General features: G+C 58.4%; 10 protein-coding genes. 4 read left to right on the forward strand and 6 right to left on the reverse strand.

The genetic code is table 11. From position 1 onward, the window contains the following. Positions 1-17: 17 nt before the first annotated feature. Entirely contained in the window at positions 18-1805 is a 1788-nt protein-coding gene (locus G3I74_RS11270; protein ID WP_164211711.1) for an FkbM family methyltransferase, read from the reverse strand. Continuing rightward, positions 1802-3838 (reverse strand): sulfotransferase family protein, encoded by a 2037-nt coding sequence (locus tag G3I74_RS11275; RefSeq protein WP_164211712.1) that lies wholly within the window; start codon positions 3836-3838, stop codon positions 1802-1804. The genes G3I74_RS11270 and G3I74_RS11275 overlap by 4 nt, the downstream gene beginning before the upstream one ends. 150 nt (positions 3839-3988) lie before the next feature. Between G3I74_RS11275 and G3I74_RS11280 the strand changes: the two genes are divergently transcribed. From G3I74_RS11280 to G3I74_RS11290, 3 genes are all read left to right on the forward strand, one after another. Then, complete coding sequence (locus G3I74_RS11280; protein WP_239056880.1) at positions 3989-4711, forward strand: glycosyltransferase family 2 protein; 723 nt, start codon at positions 3989-3991, stop codon at positions 4709-4711. Positions 4712-4722: 11 nt separating this feature from the next. After that, a complete protein-coding gene (locus tag G3I74_RS11285; protein ID WP_164211714.1) occupies positions 4723-5091 on the forward strand; it encodes a DUF2304 domain-containing protein in 369 nt (122 codons plus the stop codon). Positions 5092-5161: 70 nt separating this feature from the next. Further along, the gene (locus G3I74_RS11290; RefSeq protein ID WP_164211715.1) at positions 5162-6892 is read left to right on the forward strand and encodes a tetratricopeptide repeat protein; all 1731 of its coding nucleotides are present in this window, start codon (positions 5162-5164) and stop codon (positions 6890-6892) included. Here the strand turns inward: G3I74_RS11290 and G3I74_RS11295 are convergent. Continuing rightward, positions 6880-8031 (reverse strand): glycosyltransferase, encoded by a 1152-nt coding sequence (locus G3I74_RS11295; protein WP_164211716.1) that lies wholly within the window; start codon positions 8029-8031, stop codon positions 6880-6882. The genes G3I74_RS11290 and G3I74_RS11295 overlap by 13 nt on opposite strands. An 80-nt stretch (positions 8032-8111) precedes the next feature. After that, on the reverse strand, positions 8112-9047 hold the full coding sequence (locus tag G3I74_RS11300) for a glycosyltransferase family 61 protein (protein WP_164211717.1): 936 nt from the start codon (positions 9045-9047) through the stop codon (positions 8112-8114). A gap of 19 nt (positions 9048-9066) precedes the next feature. Here G3I74_RS11300 and G3I74_RS11305 point away from each other — a divergent pair, with 19 nt between their 5' ends. Then, positions 9067-10005, forward strand: a complete 939-nt coding sequence (locus G3I74_RS11305) for a glycosyltransferase (protein WP_203594707.1) — start codon at positions 9067-9069, stop codon at positions 10003-10005. 28 nt (positions 10006-10033) lie between these two features. On the opposite strand, the gene G3I74_RS11310 is transcribed toward G3I74_RS11305, so the two are convergent. Beyond that, positions 10034-13090 carry an AMP-binding protein gene (locus tag G3I74_RS11310; RefSeq protein WP_164211719.1) on the reverse strand — a complete coding sequence of 1019 codons (3057 nt, stop codon included), beginning with the start codon at positions 13088-13090 and terminating at the stop codon, positions 10034-10036. A gap of 194 nt (positions 13091-13284) precedes the next feature. After that, positions 13285-14718: a hypothetical protein gene (locus tag G3I74_RS11315; RefSeq protein WP_164211720.1), complete on the reverse strand. Its 1434-nt coding sequence runs from the start codon at positions 14716-14718 to the stop codon at positions 13285-13287. Positions 14719-15074: the final 356 nt, after the last annotated feature.

The following is a 15074-nucleotide window of genomic DNA, read 5'->3' on the forward strand; positions in this document are numbered from 1 at the left end:
ACCCATAGTGCCCGGACTTAAACGCCCGCATCAAGGGTGAACAGGGATGTGGCCGGGATGCCGGGCAAGGCACAATAATCCAAGGGCAGATGCCGCTCTTGAGCAGTCGCAGTCCAATGCTGATCCAAGCTCTCATCATCCCCATGAACAACGATCGTCAACGAGCAGCCGGGGAACGTATTCAGCATCAGCGTCAAAGCGGGTCCGGGCTCAAAGTCACCAGAACTGGCATCAATAAACGCCATAAGCCTTAGGGTTTTACCCTGGGTAGCTGCAGCAATCGATTCCAGTTTGCGCTGACAGGCGGGAAACAGCGGATGATTTCCCGAGGACGATGCCTGCTCAACCAGCGGTGAGTACTCGACCTCAACCAGATGCTGTAGATCAAGTGCTTTGACCTGGCGACTAAGGCGATCACATGAGACCGAAACGTGCTCAAACGCAACTACGGGTGCCGGCAATAGCCTGGTCTGGTCTGGCTTATCGGGCTGTCTATCCTGACGCAGCGCCATTTCGCGGGCGTCGGAGGACGCGTTTTCTTCAGTCGACTGCTGTGCCTCATTGTGTGGCGACAGCTCTGAAAAGTCAGACCAGCGTTCCTTGATGGCATCAGCAAACAGCAGTGCGGCAGCCCCGCAGTCGAAGATCAGCACCAGTTCCGGGTCTGACTCCTCAAGATGCTCAAGCAAAATGAGAGACAGGTTGGGCGGCAGCTGCGACTGAAAAACCGGCTCCAGCAAAAGGTGCCCGGATCCCAGCCGCGACTGCAGTGCAGCATAGGCTGTGATATCGCTGACCGAACTTTGGATACCTTGCAGAATGGCCTGGCGCATTTGGCCAAGGCTATCGCGTTGAACATCCAGCAGCCGCCGCATTTCGGCCAGTTCGTTGCGGTCTTGCAGTTGGGCCTCAAGAGACATAACGCGCGTTCGCTGTTCAGCAATTCTCGCCTGCATGATGTCTTGCTGATGAACTGACTCCTGAAGCTCGCTTTCACGCTCCGAAAGCTGGGCTTCCAGCGACTTGATCTGCTCCTGCAAGGACGCCTTCTCGCGCCCAAGCTTCTCCTCGAGTTCACCTCGAGCCTGCTCAGACCGCTCCAGCTCCGCCGAGCGCTCCGAGAGCTGGCCCTCCAGCGCCTTCAGCTGCTCCTGCAAAGTTTCATTCTTTACGGCAAGCTGGTTAAGCGCGAGGTGGTAGCGGGGCCAGTCCTGGTCGGCATCATCCGGCACGCCGACGCGGCGATAACCCAAGGCCTCCAGTGACTGGAGTAACTTCGAGGCCGGCTCGGCGCCCTTATGCAAAGCCTCTAGTCCGGCCGCCAGAAATATGCGGCTAAACAGATGCTTATGGCTGGAGGCAGCAAGTTGATCGAGCACCTTGGCTTCTTCACCGGGCACATCGATCATTAACCAATTTTCCTGCTGCTCAGAAGGCTGCACGAGTGCAAGCAGGTCGGCCAAGGAGAGAGTTTCCACAACTTCCTCACCGACCACCTGAGCACCGGGCCAGACCTTTGCCAATTCCGGCGCATCTCTCAAACTGCTGAGCAAGGGATAGCTACAAAGCCGGAGTTTATCCCGGCCCGAATGATCCGACAACGCTGCCCCAATAACTTCGACACCTTCCATGTTCTCAGACTGTCGGAGGAGCTCTGGCAGAAACTCAGGATGCGGCTCCAACAGCACGATTCGTAAAGCACCCCGCTGCTGCCAAGTTTCCAGATCTTGACCGATCCCGGCGCCCAAATGGATGATGAGATCGGGCCCTGCCAGCTCGGCTGTCTCGCCTTCAAGCCAGTTCATGATCTTGACCGTCCATCGGAGCTTGAGTCCGCGGTTTTATTGCCACGAAGCAGCTTCATAACGCCCCTAAGCGGACGCGTTAGCTTCCAGGATACGGAGCTCTCGACATAGTTCAGTCGACGTTGCTGGAAGCCCAGCTTTCTGTTCAGCCGCTCGACCTCGCGCTCAGCCGCCGAAAGACGCGCATTTTCCAAATGATAGTGGGCCAGCCGCTCTTCCAGAAAATGCACTTGCTTGATAAGTTTTTGGCTATCCGACCGAGCCTGTTTTGAACGCGTGAGATCAGCAACTTGAGCTGAAGCTTGCTGGGCCAGTTGTTCAGCCTGCTTTAACTCGTCCTGCAGCTGGTCGTTCTGCGCTGACAGATGAGCGCGCTCATCGACCGAGGCCAAAAAGTCTTGATGAGCCATCCTGATCAAATCTGACTCGCTCCCGCCGCCGTCGGTATTAAACAGTGTGCTGGCATTCAATTCGGCCAGAAGAGTCCGCGAACCCAGGGCGGATTCAATCAAGCGCTGTGCCAATACGCGCAGCATGGCCGGCATGCTTGCAGCTTCAGGTAAGGAAAGAGACGCTGAAGGTGACTCAAGACCGAAGTGTTTGGTCAGCGAGACTTGCAGCTTTGAGGCGTCCGAACATCCCGATTGAAGCTGGATCAAGACGATCCGTTTGCGATGGCGCCTGACTACCGCCAGTACGGTCTTTGTTGACTGCACCCAATCTTCCAAAGCACGATCCAGCGCCTGGCCCGCCTTGAGGGCCGCAGCCAACTGGACTTTTGGCACATGCACCACCACCAGCGCTTTGCACGCCGCATTTTGGTTCAGCTGAGCCAGTAATGACTCAGGTCCTTCAACCTCTGAGGTTGGAAGCACTGAGCACCCGGCGGCCGACAACCAGACTGCAAGTGGACTGGCATCCCAGTCTGGCGGCGCCCATAGCGCGATTTTAGATGCATTGCTCATTTTCTTGCCCTTATTGCTATGCTGACTCGGCGTTCGCATTTGGCCACTACTGGCTGGCTGGCAATCGTTCGAAAATCCAATCTTTTCAGCTAGTTCATCTGCCTCAACAAGACACTGATTCAACCGCGCCCTGAGCAAGGCCTGCTTGTACTGATATTCCGTAGCGGGCGGATTGGCAGATGCGCGCAGTTGCTGCTGCAACTCGGCGTCTTGTTGCTCAAACTCGGCCAGCACCGAATCCAGCGACTTCCGAATCACATGGAAGGTCTCTCCTCTCTGCAGTCCCCGCCAGTATTTATGGCATTCAGGCAGCCACCAGGCGTCAGATTCCTGCCCCGACTCGTGCTGCAGGCCCGATTCCACAACCGTCGCCGCCCGCGATGGCGTCAGACCGAGCACTCCGACCGCCTTCAAGGACTCTGCCAGCGCGCTGAGCGTTTCCACCGGATGCTGGATCAGGGCTTCGTAATGAATCCTTAACGGTTTTTGCGGCCATGGATAATCGTCAACCGCCATATTGTAACGCGCCCAAAGGGCCTGCCCAACGCGCATCGGCAAGCCATTTCGCCGCCGCAAAGATCGAGCAACGGCCAGCGGGTGCCGAATCACCTGGATGGGCACGACATCGGTCAGCCAGGGCGCAAATAACGGCCACAACAAACACAAACGAGGCTCCTTCAGCGCCCAGACCGGGTGTGCGCAAAGCCGATCCGCGAGCGCCTGGAACTGCCCTTCCAGCTCGCCGCGCGTGGCATCAGATACTCGAGACACGTCAAAATCAGCGATCTTCCACCAATCGGCCCCAACTGAATGCAGGAGCTGATCGCACAGCTGACGGGCGTCCCGACGTTCCTCAAATCCGCGCGGGTTCTCAGGATATACCGGGGTCAGCTCCTCCTGCGTGCCGACATAAGCGCCCATCGCCCTCAGGGCCGCCGTCACCGCCGAGGTTCCTGAGCGGTGCATTCCAAGTACAACCAGGCCGCGAGTACTGGTCATGCCCTGAGATTTCTCGCAAATCCACGACACATTTGGGCTGTCAGCATGAACAACAACATTGGCCGTCATGATAAATCATCGCGGAACCCGAAAAACGGGAAGGCACACCCTTTCGGGGGCGTGCTAAGCTACGAATTCATTCGAGAAATCAGGTGCTAGCGGCCGGCATCCAGAGGCATGGCAGTCTATCGAGGGGATGACTAATTGCAAGATCATGATTTGGCACAGACGATCTCTACGGGGGTCGCCGTAATCCCGGCCCGCAACGAGGCCGCAGATATTGGCCGAGTGGTGGCCGGGACCCGAGAACTCGGCCTAAGCGTGACCGTGGTCGATGATTTTTCGACCGACCGGACCGCCGAAGCTGCTGCCGAGGCCGGGGCGCGCGTGTTGCGCCTGCCCTTTCATGCCGGCTCGTGGACCGCCATGCAGACCGGGATTCGGGCGGCGGTCGCGGCCGGGTACCAGTGGACCGTGACCCTGGACGGCGACGGGCAGCATGATCCGCAAGATATCCCCAAACTGATCGCGTTTGCTCAGGCTCGCGATCTGGCGCCCAACGTGGTGGTGGCCTCATGCGTGGCCCGCGGCAACCGCCGCCGCAAACTGGCCTGGCGGATTCTCAGACTGCTCAGCGGGCTGAAGGTGGCCGATCTGACCTCGGGCTTCCGTCTCTATGACCGTCAGGCCATGGAGTTGCTGGCCGATTCGGACTGCACCCTGCTGGAATACCAGGATGTCGGGGTGCTGCTGCACCTGCACTGCCGAGGCCTGGAACTGGTTGAACACGAGGTCGCGATGCGGCCCCGCTGTCATGGCCAATCGAGGATCTTCTCCTCCTGGCGAGTGGTGGGTCACTATCTGGTCTACTCGGCCCTGATCAGCCTGACCCGGCGCGCCTACGGCCGCCCGACCCAGGGTACCGGGGAGTGCACCGATTGATGACTTTGCCCATGTTTAGCGCAATACTTGCGGGCGTCGTCGTCCTTTCAATTTTCTGGCTGCTGCGGCGTGATCGGCTGCCGGTCATGCATTCGCTGTGGTGGCTCAGCGTGGCCGGCCTGATTGGGCTGCTGGGCCTGTTTCCACGCCTCATTGATCGAGTCGCTGACTGGGTCGGCGTGGCTTATTCGCCATCGCTGTTGTTCATGGTCGCCATTCTGGTCCTGCTGATCAAGGTCTTGCTCGAAGACGTGGACGTCTCGCAAGATCGTCGCCGCCTGCTGCGCCTGGCACAGAAAGTGGCGATGCTGGAAGAGCAGATCGAGCAACTGAACCACGAGGATCCCGGCAAGCGCTCGCGCGACCCGAGAAACTCCTGATGGCCAGCTGGGTTCGGACCCAACAGCGGGGCTGAGGGATCCGGGTGCGTTGTAATCCGGGGCGTTTTATATGAACGACACGACACAACGAAAAATAAGCTGGTTGGCTGCCGTCACTGTGGTCGCAGCGACGATCGTGGCGTACTGGCCATCGTTCGAAGTCCCGTTTTATCTGGACGATTACCTACACTTTATTGAAACCCCCGCCCTGCATGATGCCGGTGATGTCGCCGGCATCCAGGCCTACTCGCCTGCGCGCTTTATCGCCAACTGGACGCTGGCGGCCAACTACAGCGTTCACGGCGAGGACGTGTTCGGCTACCACCTGGTCAATCTGCTCATCCACCTGCTGGCCGGACTGGGCCTTTGGTTGCTGCTCAGCGCCCTGTTGCGAAGCCGGGCGCTGGATATCAAAACTCGACCCTGGCTGCGCTGGGTGCCGCTGATCGCCACGGCTATCTTTCTGCTCCACCCGCTTCAGACCCAGGCGGTAACCTACATCATCCAGCGCCACGCCTCGCTAGCGGCGATGTTTTACCTGCTCAGCCTCTCGGCCTTCGCCTGGGGGCGGTTGCGCGGGGACTGGCGGTTGTTCATCCTAACTTCGCTGGCCGGTGTACTGGCGTTTTTTTCCAAACAGTCGGCAGCGACGCTGCCGCTGGCCTTGCTACTGGTCGAGCTATTGTTCTTCCGTCGCCTGGGGCCGAAGTCGGTCGTTGTGGTGGCAGCCGCTGCGGCACTGACCGCGGTGCTGGTGGCCTGGGTGCTGCACTGGCCCCGGTTCGACATTCTGGGCACGACGCGCGAGGTGGGCGGCATGGCCCGGCTGGACTACCTCGTCACCCAGTTCGGCGTGCTGTGGCACTACATTGGCCAGTTTTTCCTGATCGGCGAACAGCGCCTGGAGTATGACTTCGCGCTGGTGGCCATGGACTGGCGCATGGGGATCGTGCTGCCAGCGCTGGGCCATCTGGCGCTCCTGATTCTGGGCTTCCTGACCTGGCGACGCGCTCCGCTGGTGGCCTTCGGCATTCTCTTTTACTACCTCGCGCACGCGGTGGAATCCAGCGTGATCCCGATTCGCGATCTTGCCTTTGAGCACCGCACTTACCTGCCCAACGCGGGACTGGCCGTGGCCTTGGTGGCCGGCTTGGCGACAATGTTGGCCGGCCAATCCCGAACCTGGCAGCGCAGTGCTGTAGCCGGCCTCGTGCTGCTGATGGGCTTTACGCTTTACCAGACCTGGGCGCGCAACAGCCTCTGGGTCCAACCGGAGGCATTCCTGCAAGCCAATACGCGCCTGGCGCCGGACAGCCCGCGGGCCTGGACTAATCTGGGAAGAGAACTACTACGACAGGAGGGCCGCACCAACGAGGCACTGTCTGCAATTGAAAACGCGTTGACGGTTGCTGCCCAATCCACAGTGCCGTTTGATAGCAGCGCGTTAATTATCTTGGCGATGGCAGCGTTGCACGAGCGTGGCGAGAACTTCCAGCTCTTGAAGTTTGCCCAGCACCTCGACGCAAGTGCCCTATCGGATCAGCGTAGATTCGATTACCATGCCTTGATAGGCGGCGCATTTTTGTCTTTTGAAATTGCCGAACAGGCTCAGGCTCACCTGTCAGAGGCAGTTTCAATCAGGCCCGATCCAAACGTCATTGCCGCACTGGCTCATAGCGAACTGATGCTGGGTCACTACGAACAAGCTTTTCTGTTATCGCAGCAAGTTCTGCAAGTCATTCCTGATCATCCGGTTGCCAATGCTATCGCCAGCCGCTTTCAGCTAAATCAAGGACAGTAGTTCTTCCACACTGCCTGCAACTGGCCAGCAGTCTTGGAAATATGAAAGTGTTCGGAGAACGCAGTTTTAGCGCGCCGCCCGATTTCTAGCAATTCAACTGAGGATGCCGCGATGTGGCGCAACTTTGCGGCCAGTTCTTCCTGATTAGCCGGTGTGAAAAGCCAGCCGGCAGCAGCCGTTTGCACCACCCATCCCATGCCGGAACCCTGGACATCTGACACCAAAACCGGTTTACCGGCCGCCATCGCCTCAAGCAGGATCAGTCCAAAAGCTTCGGCGCGGTTGATTGAGGGAAGGCAGACCAGGTCGCAGTCCGCCAGCAGTCGATTTCGCGCTCCATCATCGACCGCTCCGGTCAACTCGATCTGATCTGGACATCCCGCCCGCTCCAAGAGACTACCGAGCGATCGGCGCAACTCTCCTCCGCCGACGATTTTCAGCTCCACTTCCGGCACCGCAAGTGCGGCGCGCACCAGGGTCTCAAAGCCCTTGTAACGGGTCAGCCGACCCACCCCCAGCACCCTAAGCCGGCCCTGACTGGGCCAAAGTGATGGCTTGGATGAGTCGACCTCCACCCGAGCAGGATCTAGCCCGAGCGGCACGACCTGGCACTTGTCGCGCCAGGGCGCGAGCGCGACGCTGCTCTCGAGGTAGGGCGGCGAGGTGGCGATAACGCGTCGGGCCCGCCGCAGCAGAGCCTGCTCGAAGGGCCGGTAGAAGGGGTATAGCAATTTCAGTTTCCTCTCAAGCCCCGGACCTACAACATCGGAATGCCAGTGGACCAGCCAGGGGACGCTCCTCGCGCGGCGACTGAAAAGGACAGCAAACGCTGAGACGTTAGGCAGGTGCAAGTGAAGCAAATCTGGGCGAAAGTCCTGCAACATCCGCTCCAAAGCCATTGGATACCCCGGGCTGATGGGCGCGTAGCTTAGGTGCCCGTGGACCTTTACCCGCACCAGCCGCTCCAGAAACGGAAGATCAGCCAGATCCTGCTCGCCTGCCAACTGGCCCCGCTCGGCATGCACTAGACAGGCCTCGTCAATCTCAGACCCAACATTGGCGCGTAGCAGATCGTAGAGGAAGTTTTCCATACCGCCGTGGCTCGGGTAAAAAAACTTGCCGATGTGAAGAATACGCATAAGCCAAAGCTCAAATGATGTCGGTACAGATTGGGTCCGAAACAGGCCAGGCGGCACGGTGCCGCAGTTGGCAATCTTTGCTACAAAAAGGCCTGGAGCATATCGAGGTCAACATTCCACTCCGACCGATGATAGCTTTTGTCGGAAACATCAATAGTTTCGCAAGGCTGAGCGCTAGTGTTTTGAGCCGGGTTAACCAAGCCTAGATAGTGCGCCCCAACTTCACGACTGATCTTGTAAAAAGCCGGATTGATAAAGTCCTCCTGAAAAAGCTCGATGACGCGCGTCCCAGATTTACAAAACAAGAGGTTCGTCAAGCCCGCCCCGTGAGGTCCGACAATCACCGAGGCGCGATTAAATAGCTTGATTTGCTGTTCTATCGAAAAATTTCCCGGTATGATGCAGGTGAAGCCTGCTTGCTCAAGATAGTGCATCACCGCGGCTTCATTGAGAACCCTTCGAGCGGTCGCATCCTGTCGGGAGATATATAACTTGTCCGCTGCGGGAACAGCGGCTTGACTTGCAAGCTCGGTCATGCGTTGATATCGGGCCAAACAGTATGGCAGCAAGATATCTTCAGATTGGGGATCAATTAACAGAATCTGTGGAGCCCTGTAACGAACACGTTCGCGTACCGTAAGGACGTTCTTCTCAGCTATATTGGCACAATTGCAGGCGAGCTGGAAAACCTCGCCAACACGACGATCAAGCGCTGGATCCGTAGTTAGAAAAAGCGTTTCAGGAAGGGCGACTCTTGCAAGCAAGAATAGTGAGGAAACTTCTTGAAAAATCAGATGATAATGATTCCTCCCTCTCCATCGATTGGCGCATATTGCCAACGGACGATCAGTGCTGAATTCCTCGTCGTAGGGGCGCGCTTGGGGCTCGGATGGATGCCAATCTACACGGCCGTCGATCATGACATCGTCGTAGCAAACAACGCGTGGATAGCAGCGATCGGGCATCCAGCGGATCGCCTGTCGAACCCGAACATGGGGTGAATAATGAATCTCCATCGGGACAATTATGCACCAGATGAATATAGATCCGAAAACTTTCCCATTAACCAATGATATGACCAAACCATCTTCATCCGAGCATCTGAGCGACTTGTTGGCACGCAACTTCGATCAACTGACCTTTGAAGATTACGCGCCGTTGTTCAGGCAAATCGCAGCGATACCCACTCCGCTTGCACCTGCATCCAAGCCATTGTCTGGCGGGGTGATCCAGTTCTGGGATCGAGACCCGGATCACCAGATTCTGGACTTGCTGGGGGCAACCCGTCGGCGCTGCGAAGCGTTGGGCGTGCCATGGCAAAGCTACGATGACGCTTCAGCCGAGGCACTGCTGGCGGCAGAACTGGGAAAGACACACGTGGAGGTCTACCGCAAATGTCTGCATCCGGTGCAGCGCAGTGATTTCTTTCGCTACTGTGCCATTTACCTCAATGGCGGGCTATGGCTTGACGCCGACGTGGTGATGGTCGCTGATCCACGGCCGTTGCTGAGGTCAAAGGTACCGATCTTTTTCCAGCGTACGGACAGCCACGGAGGGCTGGCCAATGGTTTGCTGTTTGCACCGCCGCGCCACGACATTTTCGGCGAGATCGTCGAGGCTTGCGTGGCCAACATGCTCGACGAAGCGTTTTTCGAGGAGCACGCAAAGACCCGCAATATCATTGCATTAACCGGCATTCAGGTTGTCAATCGCACGGTTGCACAACGGGTACACCGCTTTTTGGTAGGGCGCCAGACCGACCAGCTGCCGCCCATTGGCCTGATCGACGATGCAGGCTACCGGGCTTTTGTACAAGGCGGTGCCGCCTATCTGGGCGCGCCGCTGGCTTACAAGGACGGCCCGTGCAGCTGGCAGGACTGGTGCCGCCAGGCGTCGGGCAACCCTTTGGACCCGGCGGTACAGCAACAGTTACTTCGGCGCATACCGGCTAAGGCGCCTGACCGACGCCGATAGCTGCGCCGTTGTCTCGTCCCTAACTTCTTCAGATCACCAAAATCGGGTGCCGCAGAGCCCGATAGCCGTGTTCGGCCAACCAGGCCACGCCCGATTCTGCCAGGTCGATCTCAAGAATCACCGGCCCCGGCACGGCAGGCGCTGTGACCTCCAGCACTAGTCGGACGGTTTCGCCGGGCGCCACCTTTTCCGCTACCGGTTGATGGTCATCCAACCATTGCAGGACTGCTTCGTCCTCGCTTAGCCAGTGGTTGGCCACGATCAAGTCGTCTTCGCCGAACCAGGCCTCGGGGCTCTGGTTTACCAGCTCCAACACCACCTTCAGCTTTCGGCCGGCCGCAATTTCAGCCGGCAGCGGCTGCGCCAGGCCAAGACCGGCCCGGAAAGCCCCGGCCAGCAAGGGCGGGCGGGCTTCCTTGATCCTTTCGCCCTTCGGCACTGCGGCCAACCGCGTCTGCAGCATGCGCATGAACGGCACAACACCGGGCGGGCGAAAGTAGCCGCCGTGATCGGCTTCCACCAGATCAATGCTGTAGCCGGCCGGATACAACTTCGCCCAACCCGGGGACGGGTCCGGGAACAGATGGTACGGGTTGAACTCCTGGCTATGCTGGCCGAAAAACATCGCCACCGGCACCGGCACCGGCTGCGGATCAAGACGAGAAGTGATGTTTTCGAGCAGAAACAGGCCTGCGACCGTATTGCCTTTTGCCAGTTGTTCCCGGGCCATGGCCAAGGCCACAACCGAACCCTGGCAGTTGCCGCCTAGATGCACAGGTGCTCCAGCCGGTGCTTGCGAGAGCTCCTCAAGGTAGAGTCGCGCCAGTCCGGTGATGGCTTCACGGTCATCGTGTGCGGCCACGTAATGAGCCGAGCGCATCCCGTACAAGGGTTGGTCCGGCCCGAGATGCTTTGCCATGGCCTCGAACTCGGCAAAGCCCTGAAAGCACCAGGCCAGCGGCGGGAGTTGCCCAGCCAGATTGCGTCCAAAGACCAATCGGTTGGCGGAAATCCAGTCGCCGCGCCATCCAACGGTGTAGGACTGCATGCGCCGCAGCCTGCCAGCATCAAACTCGTCCAGCGGCAAGCGCGCAGGCGTCGCGGATTCAGCCGGATTGGCCTTGCCGTCAATACAGTCCTGGATTGCCTCCACGCTCACGCCGTACTCGAAGGCGCCCAGGTCCAGAGATACGCCCCAGTGACCCTCGATGTCCAACGCCAGCTCGGCTGCGCGCAGAGAATCCAACCCGTGGGAGAACAAATCGTCGTCGACGCCAAGCGTCGGTGCGCGCAGCATGCGCCGGCACAGGGTCAGCAGCGTGGGCGGATGTTGAAGATCGTCGCCCGAAGACGGTTCCGGCATCGGCCCATCAGTCGCAGTCCATTCGGCCAGGACCTTCAGTCGTTCGGCCTCGCAGTTGGCGCGGCAACGACGGCGGGCCAGCTTGCCCGAGGAGGTGCGCGGCAAGGCCGCCTCCGGCACAAGGACGATGCGAGCGGCCGCAAGCCCCAACTGCTCGACCAGTGCTCGACGAATACACCGAAACACGTCCCCGGTGTTCAGACTACGTCGGGTCGCACGGCGTATCTCACAGGCCAGTGCGACCCCTTCCAGGCCGCGATGGGCGATCGAGAACGCCACCACGCCACCGGTCTGGATGGCCGGATGACATCCAGCCACGGCCCATTCAATGTCTTGCGGGTAGCGATTTTCGCCGCGGATGATCAGTGTGTCACTGATACGTCCCAGCACAAACAACTCGCCCCCATCAAAAAACGCCAGATCTCCGGTGCGCAGCCAACGGCCCGACTCACCTGGCAGGCTGTTGTGCATGGTTTCTTTGCTCTGATGGGGTTTGTGCCAATAGCCTTCCGAGGCATACGCTGCCCGCACCCAGACCTCGCCGACGGTCCGCTCCGGGCTCGCCTGGCCGCTGTCCGGATCGACAATGCGCACGCTATCTTCGGTGCAGGGCCGACCCGAGCTGACTACGGCCTCACCCTTTTCATCGGGCCGGACTTTTCCCCGGCGCAGGCTTTCGGAAGCATAACGACGCACCACGGGGCCGGTCGTCCCTGTGGTGGAAATCAGCAGGGTGGTTTCGGCCATGCCGTAGGATGGTCGCATTGCGGATTGAGAGAATCCGCAGGCGGCAAAACGGCGAGTGAAATCCCTCACCACCCCATAAGGAATCGGTTCGGCGCCGATCAGCAGCGCGCGCAAGGCAGACAGATCCAGTGCCTTTAGGCGCGCCTGGTCGATCTTGCGGGTGCAAAGATCCAGCAGAAAAGTGGCTGATGGGGTCAGGGCAGCACGGTATCGGCTAAGCGCATCCAGCCAGGAAAACGGGTCGCGCACGGCGTACAAGGCCGGCAGCAGCATCAATCCGGCCCCCTGGTGGAGCGCATTGAGGCTCATCAGCAGTCCGGCATCATGATACAGCGGCATGGGATTGATCACCAACTCGCTTTGGTCCAGCGGGACGCGATCGGCCAGCATGGCCAGATGGGCAGACAAGTTGGCCCGACTGATGATGACCCCCTTGGGTGCGCGAGTGGATCCCGAGGTGTACTGAAGATAGGCCGGGGCATCCGGCGACGGCTCGAAATCAGAACCGATTCTGTCGGAACCCTCGACCGTCAGCGCCTCGAGGGTCTCGACAGACCAACCAGCCAGTACGTCGCTGCGCATGCGAAGCTGGAGCTGAGCATCGGTGTCCACTAGCAAGGCCACCGCGCCGGCGTCAGCCGCATAGTGGGCCAGACGATGGTTGTTACGTGCCGTACCGGGGGAGACGGCTGGGACCGCCACCACGCCGGATTGCAGACAAGCCAGAAAAGCGCACAAGAAGGCGGTTTCGTCGGCTGCGGCCACGACTACGCGTTCACCGGCCCAGCCGCGCGCAGCCATCCCGCTTGCCAGGCGCTGGACCTGGCTGGCCAATTCGGTGTTGGAGATCGCACGGGTGACCGACGCGCCTGCATCAAGACGACGCAGGCATGGAACAGCCTGGTCAGTTTCGGCCGTGCCTTTCAGCTGTCGATCGTTTGCGAGGGTCTGAAAGATATGAGTCGAGGCGTTCAATGCTGCAGGAACTCAAGTGCAAAGCGCGTAGTATCCCATACCCTGCAGCCCTGCGATCCAAGGAGTCGGCTGCCCCGGTTCCAACGGCGTTTTGCTCAGGATCGAATCACGGTTCGTGCCATAAACGCGCCATCAAAAAAGGGGCGCCTTGTCGGCGCCCCTTTTCTTCTGGCTTGAGTTATGCCTCGATTAACTTACCGATTCGGCACGAAATCAGAGGCGTTGAAGGCATCAATCCGAACACCCGAAAGATCGCCTTCGCCAGTGCCCTGAAGGTTGCTATTGTTATCACCAAATTCAGCGTCTACAACCACGCGAATCTGACCCGACACGTTGCCACAAGTCGATCCGATTTCTTGGCCGGTAAACAGGTTGGTTGCTGTATTTTCAACCAAAGACGCAGGCATGGTCGCTCCCGTTGTATCGGTCAGATCACTCAGCGCCAGATCGCACTGATTGCCCGAATCATCATAAACAGTCAAAAATACCGCGCCTTCCGTACCGGTTGGGTTAGTAATTTTGAAGTACTGGTTCGGCTTCAGGGTCGCAAACGCCACGGTATCAACAGACCCATTCTTCGTCAACCTGCTGAGCTCACCGAGGTCAATGCCTGAAACCACAGCACTGGTTGCCGGACTAAGATTCAAGGTCCCTGTGATTGTGGAGGTCGGGATTTTCAAATCCCCGTCCACGGTCATTGTCACTGTTGTGTTCCCTTCAACAGTCGGATCAAGGAAAGGAACAGTGACGTCAGACGTTGTTTGCCCGGTGGCAGCGGGGGCTGCTTCAAAGGTGGGTCCGTCTACGGTAATTCCCCCAGCAATAAGAGCACTAGTCGCACCAATCGAAGAAAACACTGCATTCGTTCCATTGATGGTCAGCGTTGAATCCGCTTCATCAATCATGTCCGCCAGCGTGACCTGATCGCCATCGAACCACGCCACACCCTCTACAGCTTCAACGTCAAAGTCAGCGATTGGTGTCTCCCGAACGTCAGCAGTCACAAACTTCGTGGACCCGATTGGCGTAGAAGCGACGTTAATGACTTTCTCGTCCGCATCATTAACCTTGGTTGAAAGAGCGTTGACAAATCGAACCATGGCCGCTGACTTGGTCTGAAGGGCGGGAAAGACCGAATTGCTTGGATCCGTCGCCGTAGATTCAAACTCGAACAGTCGGAATTGCACATCCACCGGCGACTGGTCAAACACTTCAATGCTCTCCAGCGGAAACGTGATGGTGTCTTCCGGTTCCACCGTTTCACCAGTACCGCAGGTAATTGAATACACAGCTGCGGAAGTTCCGGCGCCCCCAGAAATAAAGTTGGGTGTGCAATCTGAACCTGTAATTGTAGGGACAGGGTTAGCAACAAATTCAGCATCACCCGTCAAATCCAGCCTGACGTAGCGAACCACTTCCTGCGCAATGGCCGCACCGAACTTAGTAACTACGTCGAAGTCTGTAAGCACACCATCGGCCTCCAGAATTGAACCCGTGGGATCGATGTCAGTCTGGGATGCATAATCCTGCTCTTGGCTAGTTGTTGCGTCCAAGTTTATAGCCGCCTGGGCGCCGGACACTCCCAGTCCCGCCGCCACCATTGCTGTTACTAGCAGTTTCCTTTTCATGTGTACACCATTCCTTTGAAATTGTGAGTGAAACTCAAAAACCTTGTCGACAAGGATTTTCTTGGTGACTGACCCCTCGCAAGCACGTACCTCGCCTCCTTAAAGCATCAAACCACCGGGGTGAAGTATAGCATCGACATAATCACTGTCAAGCGTGCGTGACTGCCTGGCCTTGTCCTTTGTAATTCCTCATTTTTTATCGCCCTGCCAGCAACAGGCTATGCCCGAGTTTAATGCCTGTTTTGCTGCCTAAGATGGTCGAACATCTGCCAGCTGTTGTGCCAATAGGCAACCGCCAACGTAATCAAGCGGGCCCTGCCGCGAGGGCATCCTTATGCAAGCGCCGCCCAACAAAA

Source organism: Wenzhouxiangella limi, from assembly GCF_010499265.1.
Taxonomy (GTDB): domain Bacteria; phylum Pseudomonadota; class Gammaproteobacteria; order Xanthomonadales; family Wenzhouxiangellaceae; genus Wenzhouxiangella; species Wenzhouxiangella limi.

Excerpts from the sequence above, each read along its gene's own strand:
- G3I74_RS11270 (WP_164211711.1), bottom strand. The coding sequence starts at position 1,805 with ATGAACTGGCTTGAAGGCGAGACAGCCGAGCTGGCAGGGCCCGATCTC.
- G3I74_RS11275 (WP_164211712.1), bottom strand. The coding sequence starts at position 3,838 with ATGACGGCCAATGTTGTTGTTCATGCTGACAGCCCAAATGTGTCGTGG.
- G3I74_RS11285 (WP_164211714.1), top strand. The coding sequence starts at position 4,723 with ATGTTTAGCGCAATACTTGCGGGCGTCGTCGTCCTTTCAATTTTCTGG.
- G3I74_RS11290 (WP_164211715.1), top strand. The coding sequence starts at position 5,162 with ATGAACGACACGACACAACGAAAAATAAGCTGGTTGGCTGCCGTCACT.
- G3I74_RS11295 (WP_164211716.1), bottom strand. The coding sequence starts at position 8,031 with ATGCGTATTCTTCACATCGGCAAGTTTTTTTACCCGAGCCACGGCGGT.
- G3I74_RS11300 (WP_164211717.1), bottom strand. The coding sequence starts at position 9,047 with ATGGAGATTCATTATTCACCCCATGTTCGGGTTCGACAGGCGATCCGC.
- G3I74_RS11305 (WP_203594707.1), top strand. The coding sequence starts at position 9,067 with ATGAATATAGATCCGAAAACTTTCCCATTAACCAATGATATGACCAAA.
- G3I74_RS11315 (WP_164211720.1), bottom strand. The coding sequence starts at position 14,718 with ATGAAAAGGAAACTGCTAGTAACAGCAATGGTGGCGGCGGGACTGGGA.